The following is a 15,299-nucleotide window of genomic DNA, read 5'->3' on the forward strand; positions in this document are numbered from 1 at the left end:
ATTGATGTCAACCGCGTTATTACTGTCAAGTAGGTTCGTGATTGATTGTTTAATGCCCCGATCCGGCACCCGTCAATCACGCTCGCGATCGGGCGTGTCGGGTTTCGCCGCGTCGGTGGTGGACGTCGTGGCGTTGCGACCTTCCCGGCGGTCGCGCAGCGCGATGTACAGGATCACGGCGACGACGATCACCGCAGGCAGAAATGCCGGCGCCGCCAACAGCAGGTAGTGGTGCGCCAGGAATTCGATGTGCGGGGTCACCATGGTCGTATACCCAGGGGTAGGCCGAGTCCTTCGGCCGTTACCCTACTTTGAACACCTTTTCATTCAGGCTGCCACCACGGGGCAGATGTGTCCCCACGCGCGGACACCAGAAAGAGGCAAGGGAGTACCTGGTGACTCAAGCGGCAACCCGACCGACGGCCGAAACCGGCAACGACGAGGACATCCTGGCGGTGGCCCGGCAACAGGTGCTGGAGGATGGCCAGGGCTTGAGCCGTGACCAGGTCCTGCGGGTGCTGCAGCTGCCCGACGACCGGCTCGACGAGCTGCTGGCGCTGGCCCATGAGGTGCGGATGCGCTGGTGCGGCCCCGAGGTTGAGGTCGAGGGCATCATCAGTCTCAAGACGGGCGGCTGCCCGGAAGACTGTCACTTCTGCGCGCAATCGGGGCTGTTCGAATCGCCCGTGCGCAGCGCCCGGCTGGACATCCCCAGCCTGGTGGAGGCGGCCAAGCAGACCGCCAAGTCCGGCGCCACCGAGTTCTGCATCGTCGCCGCGGTGCGCGGGCCCGACGAGCGCCTGATGGCGCAGGTCGCGGCCGGCATCGAGGCGATCCGCAACGAGGTCGAGATCAACATCGCCTGCTCGCTGGGGATGCTGACGTCCGAGCAGGTGGAACAGCTCTCGGCGATGGGCGTGCACCGCTACAACCACAACCTGGAGACCGCGCGCTCGTACTTCACCAACGTCGTCACCACCCATTCGTGGGAGGAGCGCTGGGAGACCCTGTCGATGGTGCGCGACGCCGGCATGGAGGTGTGCTGCGGCGGCATCCTGGGCATGGGCGAAACCCTCGAGCAGCGCGCCGAATTCGCCGCCGAGCTCGCCGAGCTCGGGCCCGACGAGGTGCCGCTGAACTTCTTCAACCCGCGCCCGGGCACGCCGTTCGGTGACCTGGAGGTGCTGCCGGCCAGCGAGGCGCTGAAGTCCGTCGGCGCGTTCCGGCTGGCGCTGCCGCGCGTCATGCTGCGCTTCGCCGGGGGCCGCGAGATCACCCTGGGCGACCTCGGCGCCAAGAAGGGCATGCTGGGCGGCATCAACGCCGTGATCGTCGGCAACTACCTGACCACGCTGGGCCGGCCGGCCGAATCCGACCTGGAACTGCTCGGCGACCTGCAGATGCCCCTCAAGGGCCTCAACGCCAGCTTGTAAGCGACGCGCGCGGCTAGGGTTGGACACTTGTGGTTGGCGATCTGGGCGCTGCGGTCAGCGCCGGTGTCTACAACGTCTACACCGGGGAATTAGGGGGCACCGTCGTGCCGACAGCGGCTCAGTTGGGTCTTGAGCCGCCCCGGTTCTGCGCGGCGTGCGGGCGGCGGATGGTGGTGCAGGTTCGGCCCGACGGCTGGCGGGCGCGCTGCTCGCGCCACGGTGAGGTCGACTCCGCCGACCTGGAGGCGCAACGGTGAGCGAGCCGGCCAAAAGCGACGCCCCGGACTCGCCCGGCACCGCAGCCCGCCGGGCACGGGTGCGCGCGCTGCTGTTCGTCGCCGTGGGCTCGGCGGCGACCGGTGTGCTGATCGGTGCGCTGTGGGCGTGGATCGCGCCGCCGATCCGCGCCGTGGTGGCACTCACCCGCTCGGGCGAGCGGGTGCATGACTACCTGGGCAACGAGTCCGAGCATTTCTTCGTCGCGCCCGCCCTGATGCTGGGCCTGCTGACCGTGCTGGCGATAGTCGCCTCGGTGTGGGCGTGGCAGTGGCAACAGCACCGCGGCCCGGGAATGGTCGTCGCCCTGTCGGTCGGCATGCTGACCGCCGCCGCGGCGGCCGCCGCGGTGGGGGCCGGGCTGGTGCGGCTCGGCTACGGCGCCTTGGACTTCGACGCGGTGCCGCTGAGCAAAAGCCCGTCGGTCGCGTACGTCATCCAGGCGCCGCCGGTGTTCTTCTCCGACCGTCCGCTGCAGATCGCGGTCAGCTTGTTGTGGCCGGTCGGCATCGCCGCGTTGGTGTACGCGGTCCGGGTGGCCGCGGACGCCCGTGACGACCTGGGGGCGCTTCCGCCGGAGGGCCGGACTTCCGATGAGCTGCCGGTGGGAAAGGGTGGCGCGACGGAAGCCACCGTGTCATAGCGGACGGCGGCGAATCCTGCGGCCCGTGATCACCTTGGCCGCGATCTTGGCCAGCCGGGCCATGCCGACGTAGGTCATCGGGTTGAACATCGTCGGCCAGGTGGTGCGCACCAGGTGCTCGGTCAGCGGTCGACCCTCGAAGCGATCCGTCAGCCAGCGCAAGGTCATCGGCGCCGACAGCGGGTGCAACATCATGTGTTCGTTGAACGCGTCGCGGTGGTAAGTGACCCGCGCGCCGCCCGCCGAATAGGCGTCGGCCAGCACGTCGATGTCGTGGACGTCGATCAGGTAGTCGTGAACGGCCTGCACGATCAGCACCGGCGGCGTCGGCACCGCGGCGCCCAGCTTGATGTGGTCGAAGACGTACGAGACTTCCGGGGTGGACAGGATCTTCTCGAGCGGTTCGTCGAGGTAATCGCCCATGTTCTTGCCGGCCATGCGGACGACGGCCCCCACGGTAGTCATCTTCTCGAGCGAGTCGAGCAGGGCGCGCCCCTCCTCGTTGGTGTGCTCGCGGATCACCCGGTCCAGGTCGGGATAGATGTGCGCGAGCGCGGCCACCACCAGCGCGGGCAACCCCGACAGGAAGCTGCCGTTGAGACGGCGGAACGTGTTGCCCAGGTCCCCGACGGGCGAGCCCAGCACCGCCCCCACGATGTCGAGTTCGGGCGCGTATTCGGCGCACACTTCGGCCGCCCACGCGCTGGCCAGACCGCCGCCGGAGTACCCCCACAGCCCGATCGGGGCCGACTTGGACAGCCCGAGACGCTCCCCACTCAGCGCGGCCCGGATGCCGTCCAGGACGCGGTAGCCGGGCTCATACGGCGCCCCCCACAAGCCCCGCAGGCCTTCGTGGTCGGGCACCGAGACGGCCCAGCCCTCGGCGACGGCGGCGGCGATCAGGAAAAGCTCGAACTGGCCGATCGCCCCGAACGCCTTCGCGCGGCGCCGCAGCGCATAGGAGGGGAAGCACCGCGACGACACGGCGTCGATCGCGCACTGGTACGACAGGACCGGGCAGGGGCGCCCCGGGGCGAGGTCGGCCGGCGCGATCACCGTCGTCGCGGTCGCCTCGGGCTCGCCGTTCATGTCCATGGTCCGGTACAGCAGCTGGACGGCTTTGATGGGCTGCGGGATCAGGCCCAGGAAGGCCAACTCGACATCGCGCGAGCGCAGCACGGTCCCGGGCTCGGCGTGCTGGAAACCCAGCGGCGGCTGGTAGAACGGGTCGTCCGAGGGCAGCAGCGGACGCACTTTGCGCTGCAGTTCCTCGTGGCGCGGCCGGGCGATCCATTCCGCGCCGTGCGTGCCTGCCAGGTTGCCGAGCTCAGCCATTGAGGCTCCCTTCGTGGCCACCCGGCATTCTCGCGCACGAACGGCAGGTAACCAAAACGTCGTCGCCGCATTGTGAGCGACTTCTTCCTCACCGCGGGCAGGTCAGACACGTCACGGGTGCCGCCCGGATGGCGCGTCGCCCGAACGACGGGTTCGGATAAGCCTAGCCGGGGACCCCGGGCGGCCTGAGCGCGGCGAATTCGTCGGTGACCCGCAACGCCGCGTCGGTGAACCGGTACAGCGCGGCCGGGCGTCCGCCGCTGCGGCCGGATTGCGCGATGGTGCCGGTCGCGGTGATGACGCCGCGCCGCGCCAGCACCCGCTGCAGGTTCGTCGCGTCGACCTGATAGCCCAGGGCGGCCCCGTAGATGTCGCGCAGTGTGGAGAGCGCGAATTCCCTTGGCGCCAAGGCGAACCCGATATTGGTGTAGGACAGTTTGGCGTTCAGCCGAGTGCGAGCGTGGTCCACCATCGGGGCGTGGTCGAAGGCCATCGGAGGCAGGCGGTTCACCGGGTGCCAACGAGTATCCGGCGGTAGCTCGGGGCTGGCGGGGGAGGGCACCAGGCCCAGGAAGGTGGACGCGATGACCCGGGCGCCCGGCACCCGGTGCGGGTCGGAGAACACCGCCAGCTGTTCGAGGTGGGCCAGCTCCTTGAGGTCGACCTTTTCGGCGAGCTGGCGCCGGACCGAGGTGATCATGTCCTCGTCGTTGCGGACCTGCCCGCCCGGCAGCGACCACGTGCCGCGTTGCGGGTCCTTGGCGCGCTGCCATAACAGCACGTTCAGCTGCGGTTTCGCCGTCGGGCGCCCCTTCGTCACCTCGTCGCTGACTTCGCGAACCTGGAACACGACCGCGAGCACTTCGTGGGCGGTGCTACGATGGGCCATGTTTTCGATTATAAGTCGAAAACCTCCTGGCTGAAAGGAGCCCCCATGACGGTGATCAATCGCATGGACACGCTCGCCGAAGACATGGTTGCCGACATCACGAATTCGCCCACCGGCTACGCCGGCGTGGTCGCTGATGCGCAGTGGGCCGCGGAGATTCGCCGCCTGGCGAAGTTGCGCGGCGCCACCGTGCTCGCGCACAACTACCAGCTGCCCGAGATCCAGGACGTCGCCGACCACGTGGGCGACTCGCTGGCGCTGTCGCGGATCGCCGCCGAGGCGGCCGAGGACACCATCGTGTTCTGCGGTGTGCACTTCATGGCCGAGACGGCCAAGATGCTCAGCCCCGACAAGACGGTGCTCATCCCGGATCAGCGCGCCGGCTGCTCGCTGGCCGATTCCATCACCGCCGACGAGTTGCGCGCCTGGAAGGACGAGCACCCCGGGGCGGTCGTCGTCTCCTACGTCAACACCACCGCGGCGGTCAAGGCGCTCACCGATATCTGCTGCACGTCGTCCAACGCGGTCGAGGTGGTCGAGTCCATCGACCCGGACCGCGAGGTGCTGTTCTGCCCGGACCAGTTCCTCGGCGCGCATGTGCGCCGGGTGACCGGCCGTAAGAACCTGCACGTGTGGGCCGGCGAATGCCACGTGCACGCGGGGATCAACGGCGACGAACTGGGCGACCAGGCCCGCGCGAATCCCGACGCCGAGCTTTTCGTGCATCCCGAATGTGGTTGCGCCACTTCGGCCTTGTACCTCGCCGGCGAGGGCGCGTTCCCGCCGGACCGGGTGAAGATCTTGTCCACCGGCGGCATGCTCGACGCCGCGGGCCAGACCAACGCGCGGAAAGTGTTGGTCGCCACCGAGGTCGGCATGCTTTATCAGCTGCGCCGCGCCGCCCCGCAGGTCGACTTCCAGGCCGTCAACGACCGCGCCTCCTGCAAGTTCATGAAGATGATCACCCCGGCGGCGCTGCTGCGCTGCCTCGTCGAGGGCGCCGACGAGGTTGACGTCGACCCCGACATCGCCGCCGCCGGCCGGCGCAGCGTGCAGCGAATGATCGAGATCGGCCAACCGGGCGGTGGCGAATGACCGCCCGTCCCCAGTGGACTCACACCGCCGACGTCGTCGTGATCGGCACCGGCGTCGCGGGATTGGCCGCCGCGCTGGCCGCCCACCGGGCCGGGCGCAGCGTCGTCGTGCTGAGCAAGGCCGACCAGGCGCGCGGCGCGACGGCGACCCACTACGCGCAGGGCGGCATCGCGGTCGTCCTGCCCGACAACGACGACTCGGTCGAGGCGCACGTCGCCGACACCGTGGTCGCCGGGGCGGGCCTGTGTGATCCCCAGGCGGTCTACTCGATCGTCGCCGACGGGTATGCGGCCATCTCCGAATTGGTCGGTGACGGAGCGCGATTCGACGAATCCGCCCCCGGCCGGTGGGCGCTGACGCGCGAAGGCGGGCACTCACGGCGGCGGATCGTGCACGCCGGGGGCGACGCCACCGGGGCCGAGGTGCAGCGCGCACTCGACCACGCCGCGCGCACGCTGGACATCCGCACCGGGCACGTAGCCCTGCAGGTGCTGCACGACGGGGCGGCCGTGACCGGCGTCCTGGTGGGCACCCCGCGGGGATACGGAATCATCAGCGCGCCATCGGTGATCATCGCCAGCGGCGGCCTCGGGCACCTGTACGGCGCGACCACCAACCCGGAGGGATCCACCGGCGACGGAATCGCGTTGGGCCTGTGGGCCGGCGTCGCGGTCAGCGATCTCGAGTTCATCCAGTTCCACCCGACGATGCTGTTCGCGCCCGGTGCCGCCGGCGGCCGGCGGCCGTTGGTCACCGAGGCCATCCGCGGCGAAGGCGCGAGACTGGTTGACCGGCAAGGGGATTCGGTAACGGCCGGTGTTCATCCGATGGGAGACCTGGCGCCCCGCGATGTGGTCGCCGCGGCCATCGACGCGCGGATGAAGGCTACCGGTGACGCGTGCGTCTTCCTCGACGCGCGCCACATCGCGGACTTCGCGAACCGGTTCCCGACGGTGACGGCCGCCTGCCGGGCCGCCGGCGTCGATCCCGTCCGCCAACCCATTCCCGTTGTGCCCGGGGCGCATTACAGCTGCGGGGGCATCGTCACCGACGTGTGCGGCCAAACCGAGCTGCCCGGGCTGTTCGCCGCGGGCGAGGTGGCCCGCACCGGTCTGCACGGCGCCAACCGGTTGGCGTCCAACAGCCTCTTGGAGGGTTTGGTGGTGGGCGGTCGCGCCGGCAAGGCGGCGGCCGCGCACGCCGCGGCGGCCGGACCCGTGCGGGCGCTCGCACCCGAGCCCGTCGTGCACACCGCCCCCGAGCGCGGCGAGCTGCAGCGCGCGATGGGCCGCGACGCATCGGTGGTGCGCGACGCCGCCGGGCTGACCCGGCTGTCCACCACGCTGTCGCAGGCCACGGTGCGCGCCGTGGCGGGCCGGCGCGATTTCGAGGATGTCGCGTTGGCCGTCGCCGCCCGCGCGGTGACCGCTGCGGCCCTGGCCCGCACCGAAAGCCGGGGCTGCCACCACCGCGAGGAGCACCCGCAGACCGTGGCCGAGCAGGCGCGCAGCAACGTGCTGCGGCTCGCCGACGACCAGAATTCGGTGCTGGTGGAGGCGCTGGCGGCGGTGGTGTGACGATGATGTCGGACTGTGAACTCACCGCCGCGCGGGAAACCATCAAGCGCGGCCTGGTCGAGGACCTGCGCTACGGGCCCGACGTCACCACGCTCGCGACGGTGCCCGCCGAGGCGGTGGCCACCGCGTCGATGGTGCCCCGGCAGCCCGGCGTGATCGCCGGCATCGACATCGCGCTGCTGGTGCTCGACGAGGTGCTCGGTGCGCGCGGCTACGAGGTCGTCGACCGCGTCGAGGACGGCGCCCAGCTGCAGGCGGGCCAGCCGGTGCTGACCGTGCGGGCGGAAACCCGCGGGCTGCTCACCGCCGAGCGGACCATGCTGAATCTGATCTGCCACCTGTCGGGGATCGCCACCACGACGGCGCACTGGGTGGCCGCCGTGCACGGCACCAAGGCCAAGGTGCGTGATACCCGCAAGACCCTGCCAGGCCTGCGGGTGCTGCAGAAATATGCGGTGCGCGTCGGCGGGGGCGTCAACCATCGCCTCGGGCTCGGCGACGCGGCGCTGATCAAGGACAACCACGTGGTGGCCGCGGGCTCGGTGGTCGACGCGCTGCGCGCGGTGCGCGACGCGGCGCCGGACCTGCCGTGCGAGGTGGAAGTGGATTCGCTCGAGCAGCTCGATGAGGTGTTGCCGGAAAAACCCGAACTGGTACTGCTGGACAACTTCCCGGTGTGGCAGACGCAGATGGCGGTGCAGCGCCGGGATGCGCGCGCCCCCGCCGTCCTGCTCGAATCTTCCGGCGGGCTGAGTTTGGAGAACGCCGCCGCCTACGCCGCGACCGGCGTGGACTACCTGGCCGTCGGCGCGCTGACGCATTCTGTGCGGGTGCTCGACATCGGCCTGGATATGTAACGCGGGTTCGCTTCCCTTCGTCGCGCCGCCCCCGGCGTCGAGTGTGAATCCTTGGCTTTCGGCGTGCATCCTCGGCGGCATTCGTCGGCGTGTCGCCGCCGTGAGTTAACTGTCGACGCCGCCAGTGCACACTCGGCGCAAGCGCGACAAGATTTCAGGCGATGTCGGCGACGAAAACCCCGATCCGGCGCAGCTGCATGCGCGCCAAAGCGGGCAGCCCTTGAACGTCGGGGCCGTCGAAGCCGGCGGGCAGGATCCGCGGATTGATGAGGTGCAGCGTGCGGTTGCGGCTCAACTCCACGTCCGCCTGCCCGGCGGCCAACACGTTCTTCACCCAGTTGGTCTTGCCGTGGCCCAGCGCGATCGCCAGGGTGTTGCCCTTGCGGTAGGTGGTCACGATGGTCTCGTAGGGCTTGCCGGACGTGCGACCGCGATGCTTGATCGTCGCGGTGCCGGGCAGGTAGCGCACCACGGGCTTGAGCGCCGGGTTGACGTACTTGATCTGGAAGCGCTCGAACCAGGGCGGAAAGACCATCGGGACGCCGGAGGCGTAGTTGGGGTGATCCTTGGCTGACATCGCGGCTCCCTGCGGTATGGCCTCTTTACCGGCACACTACCGGTCGGATATTGATTTGAGTTCCTCTGGGACAATGGACACCGTGAGCACCACCCGACCGTCACCGTTGGCCCGCATCGACCTGCGGGGCGCGGAATTGACGGCTGCCCGATTGCGGGCGGAGCTGCCGCGCGGCGGTGCCGACGTGGAGGCGGTGCTGCCCAAGGTGCGCCCGATCGTGCAGGCCGTCGCGGAGCGCGGCGCCGAAGCCGCCCTCGAGTTTGGGGCCTCCTTCGACGGCGTGCGGCCCCCGGCCGTCCGGGTGCCCGCGGCGGCGCTCGAGCAGGCCCTCGCCGAGCTGGACCCGGCGGTCGCCGAAGCCCTGCGCGTGATGATCGACCGCACCCGCGCGGTGCACGCCGACCAGCGCCGCACCGACGTCACGACGACGCTCGGCCCCGGCGCGACGGTCACCGAGCGGTGGGTCCCGGTCGAGCGGGTGGGCCTGTACGTGCCCGGCGGCAACGCCGTGTACCCGTCCAGCGTGGTGATGAATGTGGTGCCGGCGCAGGCCGCCGGCGTCGCCTCGCTGGTGGTGGCCAGCCCGCCGCAGGCAAAATTTGACGGCCTGCCGCACCCGACGATTTTGGCCGCGGCCCGGCTGCTGGGTGTCGACGAGGTGTGGGCCGTCGGCGGCGCACAGGCGGTCGCGTTGCTGGCCTATGGCGGCACCGATCTCGACGGCGCCGAGCTGGCTCCCGTCGACATGATCACCGGGCCCGGCAACATCTACGTCACCGCCGCCAAGCGGCTGTGCCGCTCGCGGGTCGGCATCGACGCCGAGGCCGGGCCGACGGAGATCGCGATCCTGGCCGACCACACGGCCGACCCCGCGCATGTGGCCGCCGACATGATCAGTCAGGCCGAACACGACGAAATGGCCGGCAGCGTGCTGGTGACCCCGAGCGAAGACCTGGCCGCCGCCACCGACAAAGAACTGGCCGCCCAGTTGCAGACGACCGCGCACCGTGAGCGGGTGACCGCCGCCCTGGGTGGTCGCCAATCGGCGATCATCCTGGTCGACGATGTGGACGCCGGCGTGAAGGTCGTCAACGCCTACGCCGCCGAACACCTGGAGATCCAGACCGCCGACGCGGCGAGCGTGGCCGGGCGGGTCCGCGCGGCGGGAGCCATTTTCGTCGGCCCGTACTCGCCGGTGAGCCTCGGGGACTACTGCGCCGGTTCCAATCACGTCCTGCCGACCGCGGGCTGCGCGCGGCATTCCAGCGGCCTGTCCGTGCAGACCTTCCTGCGCGGCATCCACGTCGTCGACTACACCGAGGCGGCGCTCAAAGACGTGTCCGGGCACGTGATCACGCTCGCCGAGGCCGAGGACCTGCCGGCGCACGGCGAGGCGGTACGGCGGAGGTTCGAGCGGTGACCGGAGCATCCGAACCCACACTGGACGACCTGCCGCTGCGCGACGACCTGCGCGGCAAGTCGCCCTATGGCGCACCGCAATTGGCGGTCCCGGTGCGGCTGAACACCAACGAGAACCCGCACCCCCCCAGCAAGGCGCTGGTGGACGACGTGGTGCGCTCGGTGGCGGAAGCCGCCGCCGACCTGCACCGCTACCCCGACCGTGACGCCGTCGCGCTGCGGACCGACCTCGCCAGCTATTTGAGCGCCCAGACCGGAGTCCGGCTTGGAGTCGAAAATCTCTGGGCGGCAAACGGTTCCAACGAGATTCTGCAGCAGTTGCTGCAGGCGTTCGGCGGCCCGGGGCGCACGGCGATCGGGTTCGTTCCCTCCTACTCGATGCACCCGATCATCTCCGACGGCACCCGCACCGAATGGTTACAGGCCGCCCGGGCCGACGACTTCAGCCTGGACGTCGAGGCCGCCGTGGCCGCGATCGCCGGCCGCAAACCCGACGTGGTGTTCGTCGCCAGCCCGAACAATCCGTCCGGGCAGAGCGTTTCGTTGCCGGATCTGCGGCGGTTGCTCGACGCGGTGCCGGGCATCCTGATCGTCGACGAGGCCTACGGCGAATTCTCGTCGGAGCCCAGCGCGGTGGCGCTGGTGGCGCAGTATCCGACCAAGCTCATCGTCTCGCGCACCATGAGCAAGGCGTTCGCCTTCGCCGGCGGCCGGCTCGGCTATCTGATCGCCACGCCGGCGGTGATCGACGCGATGCTGCTGGTGCGCCTGCCGTATCACCTGTCGTCGGTCACTCAAGCCGCCGCGCGGGCCGCGCTGCGGCACGCCGACGACACGCTGGGCAGCGTCGCGGCGCTGATCGCCGAACGCGAGCGCGTCTCAAAAGAGTTGAGGCGCCTGGGTTTCCGGGTGATTCCCAGCGACGCCAACTTCGTGCTGTTCGGGGAGTTCGCCGACGCCCCGGCCACCTGGCAACGCTATCTGGACGCCGGCGTGCTGATCCGCGACGTCGGAATCCCCGGCTACCTGCGGGCTACCACAGGCCTGGCCGGGGAGAACGACGCCTTCCTGCGGGCCAGCGCCCAGATCGCCGCCACCGAGCCGGCCCCCGTCAACGTAGGAGCGATCGCAAGCGCGGCCGAGCCGGGTGCAGCGGGTCGCGACCATGTGTTAGGAGCGCCATGACAGCCACCCCCGCCCGCCGTGCGCGCATCGAGCGCCGCACCAAGGAGTCCGACATCGTCATCGAACTCGACCTCGACGGCACCGGCCAGGTCGACGTCGACACCGGCGTGCCGTTCTACGACCACATGCTCACCGCGCTGGGCAGCCACGCCAGCTTCGACCTGACCGTGCGGACCAAGGGCGACGTCGAGATCGAGGGCCATCACACCATCGAGGACACCGCCATCGCCCTGGGGCAGGCGCTCGGCCAGGCCCTGGGTGACAAGCGGGGCATCCGCCGGTTCGGGGACGCCTTCATCCCGATGGACGAGACGTTGGCGCACGCGGCGGTCGACGTGTCCGGCCGGCCCTACTGCGTGCACAGCGGGGAGCCGGATCACCTGCAGCACACCACCATTGCCGGCAACTCGGTGCCGTATCACACCGTCATCAACCGGCACGTGTTCGAGTCGCTGGCCGCCAACGCGCGCATCGCGCTGCACGTGCGCGTCCTGTACGGGCGCGACCCGCACCACATCACCGAGGCGGAATACAAGGCGGTGGCCCGCGCGTTGCGTCAGGCGGTCGAGCCCGATCCCCGGGTGTCGGGTGTGCCGTCCACCAAAGGTGTTCTGTGACAAAGAAATCGGTCGTTGTCCTTGATTATGGCTCGGGCAACCTGCGGTCGGCTCAGCGCGCGCTCGAACGGGTCGGTGCGTCGGTCGAGGTGACCGCCGACGCCGCCGCCGCGGCCGGTGCCGACGGCTTGGTGGTGCCGGGCGTCGGCGCCTACGAGGCGTGCATGACCGGGCTGCGCACCATCAACGGGGACCGCATCATCGCCGACCGGGTCGCCGCCGGGCGTCCGGTGCTGGGGGTGTGCGTCGGGATGCAGATCCTGTTCGCGCGCGGCGTCGAATTCAGCGTGGAGACCGAAGGATGCGGGCAGTGGCCGGGATACGTGACCCGGCTGCAGGCGCCGGTGATCCCGCACATGGGTTGGAACGTCGTCAATTCCGGGCCCGGCAGCGTCCTGTTCACCGGGCTCGACGCCGACACCCGGTTCTACTTCGTGCACTCTTACGCCGCGCAACAGTGGGAGGGCTCACCCGAGGCGGTGCTGACCTGGGCCACCCACGAGGGGCCGTTCTTGGCCGCGGTCGAGGAAGGACCGCTCTCGGCCACGCAGTTTCACCCGGAGAAAAGCGGTGACGCCGGCGCGGCCGTGTTGAGCAACTGGGTCGAGGCCCTGTGACCGCTTCCGCGAAACTGTATTCCACAACGCAAATGCCGAGAAGACCCGCAGCTGGTTGCAGTCTCGGCGTAAAGGAGAAAGTGTGTTGATCTTGTTGCCCGCGGTCGACGTGGTCGACGGCCGTGCCGTACGCCTGGTGCAGGGCAAGGCGGGCAGTGAAACCGAATACGGTTCGGCGCTGGACGCCGCGCTGGCCTGGCAACGCGACGGGGCCGAATGGATCCATCTGGTCGACCTGGACGCCGCGTTCGGGCGAGGCTCCAACCGCGAGCTGCTCGCCGAGGTGGTCGGCAAGCTCGACGTGCAGGTGGAGCTGTCCGGCGGGATCCGCGACGACGACTCGTTGGCGGCGGCCCTGGCCACCGGCTGCACCCGGGTGAACCTGGGCACCGCGGCCTTGGAGAACCCGCAGTGGTGCGCGCGGGCGATCGGCGAGCACGGTGACAAGGTCGCCGTGGGGCTCGACGTCCAGATTGTTGACGGCGAGCACCGGCTGCGCGGGCGTGGCTGGGAAACCGATGGCGGTGACCTGTGGGAAGTGCTGGAACGCCTTGACAGCGAAGGGTGTTCACGGTTCGTGGTCACCGATGTCACCAAGGACGGCACGCTGGGCGGCCCCAACCTGGAGCTGCTCTCGGCCGTCGCCGAGCGCACCGACGTTCCGGTGATCGCGTCGGGCGGGGTGTCCAGCCTCGACGACCTGCGCGCCATCGCGACCCTCACCGACCGCGGCGTCGAGGGCGCCATCGTCGGCAAGGCCCTCTACGCGGGGCGGTTCACGCTGCCACAGGCGCTGGCCGCGGTCGGAGAGTAACGGCGGCATGGACGTAGACGCGTTGGTCGAGACGGCATCGGCAATCCTCGACGAGGCGACGGAACCGTTCCTCGCCGGTCACCGCGCCGACTCCGCGGTGCGCAAGAAGGGCAACGACTTCGCCACCGACGTCGACCTCGCGATCGAGCGTCAGGTGGTCGCCGCGCTGGTCGAAGCCACCGGAATCGGCGTCCACGGCGAGGAATTCGGCGGCTCGGGCGTCGACTCGCCCTGGGTGTGGGTGCTCGATCCCGTCGACGGCACGTTCAACTATGCGGCCGGATCACCGATGGCCGGGATCCTGCTCGGCCTGCTGCACCACGGTGACCCGGTGGCCGGACTGACCTGGTTGCCGTTCATGGCCCAGCGCTACACCGCGGTGTCGGGCGGACCGTTGCGCAAGAACGGGGTCCCGCAGCCGCCGCTGGCATCGATCGATTTGGCCGACGCCCTCGTCGGCGCGGGATCGTTCAGCGCGGACGCCCGTGGCCGATTCCCGGGGCGCTACCGGATGGCCGTCCTGGAGAATCTCAGCAGGGTCTCGTCGCGGTTGCGCATGCACGGTTCCACCGGCCTCGACCTCGCCTACGTTGCCGACGGAATCCTCGGTGCGGCAATCAGTTTCGGTGGCCACGTGTGGGACCACGCCGCCGGGGTCGCGCTGGTTCGGGCGGCCGGCGGTGTCGTCACCGACCTGGCGGGGGAGCCGTGGAGCCCGGCGTCGGATTCCGCGCTGGCGGCGGGTCGCGCCGCGCACGCCGAGATCCTCGACCTGTTGCGCAGAACCGGCCGACCGGAGGACTACTGACATGCACGCCAACCACAGCGGCCTCGCGGTCCGGGTCATCCCGTGCCTGGACGTCGACGGCGGGCGGGTGGTCAAGGGCGTCAACTTCGAAAACCTCCGGGACGCAGGTGATCCCGTGGAGCTCGCGGCCGCCTATGACGCCGAGGGCGCCGACGAGCTCACCTTCCTCGACGTCACCGCGTCGTCGTCGGGAAGGGCCACGATGCTGGACGTGGTGCGGCGCACGGCCGAGCAGGTCTTCATCCCGCTGACCGTCGGCGGCGGGGTCCGCACCGTGGCCGACGTCGACGTGTTGCTGCGTGCCGGAGCGGACAAGGTCTCGATCAACACCGCCGCGATCGCCCGCCCCGAGCTGCTGGCCGAGATGGCACGGCAGTTCGGATCCCAGTGCATCGTGCTGTCCGTCGACGCCCGCACCGTGCCCTCGGGTTCGGTGCCCACCCCGTCGGGCTGGGAGGTGACCACCCACGGCGGGCGTCGCGGCACCGGCCTCGATGCCGTCGAATGGGCTTCTCGCGGAGCCGATTTGGGGGTGGGTGAGATCCTGCTGAACTCGATGGACGCCGACGGCACCAAGGCGGGGTTCGACCTCGAGATGCTGCAGGCGGTGCGCTCGGCGGTCACCGTGCCGGTCATCGCCAGCGGCGGCGCCGGGGCGGCCGAACATTTCGCACCGGCGATCGAGGCAGGTGCCGATGCGGTGTTGGCGGCCAGCGTTTTCCACTTCCGGGAGCTGACCATCGGGCAGGTGAAGGCCGCCATGGCCGACGCGGGAATCGCGGTGAGGATGGCCCGATGACGCTGGACCCGCAGATCGCCGCGCGCCTGAAGCGCAACGCCGACGGGCTGATCGCCGCCGTCGTGCAGGAGCGCGGGAGCGGCGACGTGCTGATGGTCGCCTGGATGGACGACGCGGCGCTGGCCCGCACCCTAAAAACGCGTGAGGCGACCTACTATTCGCGGTCGCGTCGCGAGCAGTGGGTGAAGGGCGCGACCTCCGGCCACACCCAATACGTGCACTCGGTGCGGCTCGACTGTGACGGCGACACCGTGCTGCTGACCGTCGACCAGGTCGGCGGCGCCTGCCACACCGGTGACCACAGCTGCTTCGACGCCGACGCGCTGCTACAACCCGAACGGTAGCCGGCGAACCAGGC

At 70.1% G+C, this 15,299-nt stretch carries 18 protein-coding genes; 14 read left to right on the plus strand and 4 right to left on the minus strand.

All coding sequences use genetic code 11. The features are described from left to right. Window positions 1–72 precede the first annotated feature (72 nt). Window positions 73–264, minus strand: coding sequence for a hypothetical protein (locus ACZ50Z_RS06355; RefSeq protein WP_464482775.1), 192 nt, complete (start codon window positions 262–264; stop codon window positions 73–75). Window positions 265–395: 131 nt separating this feature from the next. Between ACZ50Z_RS06355 and bioB the strand changes: the two genes are divergently transcribed. Genes bioB through ACZ50Z_RS06370 form a run of 3 tightly spaced genes read left to right on the plus strand, consistent with a single transcriptional unit; the run spans window position 396 to window position 2,352 of the window. Then, on the plus strand, window positions 396–1,433 hold the full coding sequence (gene bioB / locus ACZ50Z_RS06360) for a biotin synthase BioB (RefSeq protein WP_464482776.1): 1,038 nt from the start codon (window positions 396–398) through the stop codon (window positions 1,431–1,433). Window positions 1,434–1,462: 29 nt separating this feature from the next. Then, window positions 1,463–1,690 carry a biotin synthase auxiliary protein BsaP gene (gene bsaP / locus ACZ50Z_RS06365; RefSeq protein ID WP_464482777.1) on the plus strand — a complete coding sequence of 76 codons (228 nt, stop codon included), beginning with the start codon at window positions 1,463–1,465 and terminating at the stop codon, window positions 1,688–1,690. After that, complete coding sequence (locus tag ACZ50Z_RS06370) at window positions 1,687–2,352, plus strand: DUF2567 domain-containing protein (protein ID WP_464482778.1); 666 nt, start codon at window positions 1,687–1,689, stop codon at window positions 2,350–2,352. The genes bsaP and ACZ50Z_RS06370 overlap by 4 nt, the downstream gene beginning before the upstream one ends. Here the strand turns inward: ACZ50Z_RS06370 and ACZ50Z_RS06375 are convergent. Together ACZ50Z_RS06375 and ACZ50Z_RS06380 are read right to left on the minus strand one after the other, a co-directional pair. Continuing rightward, window positions 2,347–3,687 (minus strand): lipase family protein, encoded by a 1,341-nt coding sequence (locus ACZ50Z_RS06375; RefSeq protein ID WP_464482779.1) that lies wholly within the window; start codon window positions 3,685–3,687, stop codon window positions 2,347–2,349. The two genes, ACZ50Z_RS06370 and ACZ50Z_RS06375, sit on opposite strands and share 6 nt — an antisense overlap. A 163-nt stretch (window positions 3,688–3,850) precedes the next feature. Beyond that, window positions 3,851–4,576 (minus strand): NUDIX hydrolase, encoded by a 726-nt coding sequence (locus ACZ50Z_RS06380; protein ID WP_464482780.1) that lies wholly within the window; start codon window positions 4,574–4,576, stop codon window positions 3,851–3,853. Between the two features lie 45 nt (window positions 4,577–4,621). On the opposite strand from ACZ50Z_RS06380, the gene nadA reads away from it, so the two are divergent. Genes nadA through nadC form a run of 3 tightly spaced genes read left to right on the plus strand, consistent with a single transcriptional unit; the run spans window position 4,622 to window position 8,105 of the window. Then, window positions 4,622–5,671 (plus strand): quinolinate synthase NadA, encoded by a 1,050-nt coding sequence (gene nadA / locus ACZ50Z_RS06385; RefSeq protein ID WP_464482781.1) that lies wholly within the window; start codon window positions 4,622–4,624, stop codon window positions 5,669–5,671. Next, a complete protein-coding gene (locus ACZ50Z_RS06390; protein ID WP_464482782.1) occupies window positions 5,668–7,248 on the plus strand; it encodes an L-aspartate oxidase in 1,581 nt (526 codons plus the stop codon). The genes nadA and ACZ50Z_RS06390 overlap by 4 nt, the downstream gene beginning before the upstream one ends. Before the next feature lie 2 nt (window positions 7,249–7,250). Beyond that, window positions 7,251–8,105: a carboxylating nicotinate-nucleotide diphosphorylase gene (gene nadC, locus ACZ50Z_RS06395; RefSeq protein ID WP_464482783.1), complete on the plus strand. Its 855-nt coding sequence runs from the start codon at window positions 7,251–7,253 to the stop codon at window positions 8,103–8,105. A gap of 154 nt (window positions 8,106–8,259) precedes the next feature. Here nadC and ACZ50Z_RS06400 read toward each other — a convergent pair whose 3' ends face one another. Then, window positions 8,260–8,682: a nitroreductase family deazaflavin-dependent oxidoreductase gene (locus ACZ50Z_RS06400; protein WP_464482784.1), complete on the minus strand. Its 423-nt coding sequence runs from the start codon at window positions 8,680–8,682 to the stop codon at window positions 8,260–8,262. 73 nt (window positions 8,683–8,755) lie between these two features. Between ACZ50Z_RS06400 and hisD the strand changes: the two genes are divergently transcribed. The 8 genes from hisD (at window position 8,756) to hisI (ending at window position 15,285) form a co-directional block, all read left to right on the plus strand. Next, window positions 8,756–10,102 (plus strand): histidinol dehydrogenase, encoded by a 1,347-nt coding sequence (gene hisD, locus ACZ50Z_RS06405; protein WP_464482785.1) that lies wholly within the window; start codon window positions 8,756–8,758, stop codon window positions 10,100–10,102. Beyond that, on the plus strand, window positions 10,099–11,286 hold the full coding sequence (locus tag ACZ50Z_RS06410) for a histidinol-phosphate transaminase (RefSeq protein WP_464482786.1): 1,188 nt from the start codon (window positions 10,099–10,101) through the stop codon (window positions 11,284–11,286). Before hisD ends, ACZ50Z_RS06410 begins: the two co-directional genes overlap by 4 nt. Then, window positions 11,283–11,903, plus strand: coding sequence for an imidazoleglycerol-phosphate dehydratase HisB (gene hisB / locus ACZ50Z_RS06415; protein WP_464482787.1), 621 nt, complete (start codon window positions 11,283–11,285; stop codon window positions 11,901–11,903). Before ACZ50Z_RS06410 ends, hisB begins: the two co-directional genes overlap by 4 nt. Next, complete coding sequence (hisH, locus tag ACZ50Z_RS06420) at window positions 11,900–12,520, plus strand: imidazole glycerol phosphate synthase subunit HisH (protein ID WP_464482788.1); 621 nt, start codon at window positions 11,900–11,902, stop codon at window positions 12,518–12,520. The genes hisB and hisH overlap by 4 nt, the downstream gene beginning before the upstream one ends. Before the next feature lie 82 nt (window positions 12,521–12,602). Continuing rightward, window positions 12,603–13,334, plus strand: coding sequence for a bifunctional 1-(5-phosphoribosyl)-5-((5-phosphoribosylamino)methylideneamino)imidazole-4-carboxamide isomerase/phosphoribosylanthranilate isomerase PriA (gene priA, locus ACZ50Z_RS06425; RefSeq protein WP_464482789.1), 732 nt, complete (start codon window positions 12,603–12,605; stop codon window positions 13,332–13,334). A 7-nt stretch (window positions 13,335–13,341) separates the two neighbouring features. Next, entirely contained in the window at window positions 13,342–14,142 is an 801-nt protein-coding gene (locus ACZ50Z_RS06430) for an inositol monophosphatase family protein (protein WP_464482790.1), read from the plus strand. Window position 14,143: 1 nt separating this feature from the next. Next, window positions 14,144–14,941: an imidazole glycerol phosphate synthase subunit HisF gene (gene hisF / locus ACZ50Z_RS06435; RefSeq protein WP_464482791.1), complete on the plus strand. Its 798-nt coding sequence runs from the start codon at window positions 14,144–14,146 to the stop codon at window positions 14,939–14,941. Continuing rightward, the gene (hisI, locus tag ACZ50Z_RS06440; RefSeq protein WP_464482792.1) at window positions 14,938–15,285 is read left to right on the plus strand and encodes a phosphoribosyl-AMP cyclohydrolase; all 348 of its coding nucleotides are present in this window, start codon (window positions 14,938–14,940) and stop codon (window positions 15,283–15,285) included. Before hisF ends, hisI begins: the two co-directional genes overlap by 4 nt. Window positions 15,286–15,299: the final 14 nt, after the last annotated feature.

This window comes from Mycobacterium sp. NTMscope_MAC_269 (assembly GCF_976985695.1).